The organism is Pontibacter sp. HJ8 (genome assembly GCF_054824225.1).
Window position 1 is genome coordinate 1 of sequence record NZ_JSYF01000471.1, and the last position, 1,296, is coordinate 1,296.

Consider the following 1,296-nt stretch of genomic DNA (forward strand, 5'->3'; position numbering starts at 1 on the left):
GAAGGGGGTAGGGGGATGACAAGCGTTCCCGATTCCCCTCCTCGGAGGGGCCAGGGGTGGGTTTACATGCCACAGGTATACTTTCTCAATCGCTACAGCGCTTATACCCTTTCCAGCAGTAGTAGCCAAGCTCCCCTCTGGGGGTAGGGGCCCTCGAAAAGGCTAAGGAGGGGCAGGGGTGGTTGGACCCGGTGAAGCAGGGAAGTTTCAACCAGACACTCGCAGGAGCTGCGCACGCTGCGAGGTCTTAACCCGCTATACCTATCCACGATTCGGACAGGTCGCGACCTGTCCCTACAGAGATGGCTATACCTCTATTCCTTTCCCAAGCTCTTTGGCGCGTATGATCGCTTCCAGCAGTTCAGTTGGTCGTTGCGAGCCGATGAGGAGCGGCGCTTTGTTGTAAAAGTAAAGCTGCACCCCTTCCTTCCCCGACATATTGTATGCCTGCCCTTTCGCCCCCCACCGGATTCCCCAGCCGCCGTATTCATCTATCGGTTGGTAGGTTACCTTCTCAAAGTCCCGGACCAGGTGCAGGGGTATGCGCACCGGCTTAAGGTGGAACGGCATGAACCGAACGGAAAGAACGCCAGGCTGCACCTCCGTTGTCAGGGACATGCAGTAAAAGAAGAAAGGCATCCCAAAACCCAGCAACCCCAGCAGAATGCTGAGCTGCACATCGGTGACCGGTTGGTTGCCATAGGCCCCGCCCAGCAGCACCTGGTACACAAATCCGGCCCAGATGATAGCGGCCACTCCCAACACCACCACCCACAGCCAGAGCTGGGTAAATCGCTGCCGCTCCCGGAACAGTATCGGTTGATGTGCCATTGTTTGGCTGCCAAAGTTTAAGGGTGTATACGAAAAATAGCTGCCCCGATCGTGAGCGGGGCAGCTATGTGAGGGCAATCTTTACTCAATCTGGTTAGCCTATCGCCTGTTCCAGGTCAGCCAGCAGATCTTCGATGTCTTCTATACCTACGCTCAGGCGGATCAGCGAATCACTCAGGCCGGCTTTGAGGCGCTCTGCGCCCGGTATGCTGGCGTGAGTCATAGAAGCCGGGTGGCCGCACAGCGACTCTACCCCACCCAGTGACTCAGCCAGGGCAAAGTACTTGAAGCGCTCCAGCGCAGCAATGGCGTCTCCCATTCGGTCGCCTTTCAGCACAAAAGAAACCATACCGCCATAAGAGCGCATCTGCTCTTTGGCAACCGCATGGTTCGGGTGGTCTTCCAGGCCTGGCCAGAATACTTTCTCTACCTTGTCGTGGTTTTTCAGGTACTGGGCCACGGCAC

At 56.9% G+C, this 1,296-nt stretch carries 2 protein-coding genes; both read right to left on the reverse strand.

Annotated elements, in window-relative coordinates; translation table 11 throughout:
- Positions 1-306 precede the first annotated feature (306 nt).
- Complete coding sequence (locus OB13_RS17990; RefSeq protein ID WP_461491569.1) at positions 307-831, reverse strand: DUF6141 family protein; 525 nt, start codon at positions 829-831, stop codon at positions 307-309.
- A gap of 94 nt (positions 832-925) precedes the next feature.
- Positions 926-1,296 (reverse strand): PLP-dependent transferase (locus OB13_RS17995; protein ID WP_461491570.1); only part of this gene is annotated, 371 nt, incomplete at its 5' end.

What these genes read in the sequence shown, in the direction of transcription:
- OB13_RS17990 (WP_461491569.1), bottom strand. Translation starts at nt 831, where the DNA reads ATGGCACATCAACCGATACTGTTCCGGGAGCGGCAGCGATTTACCCAG.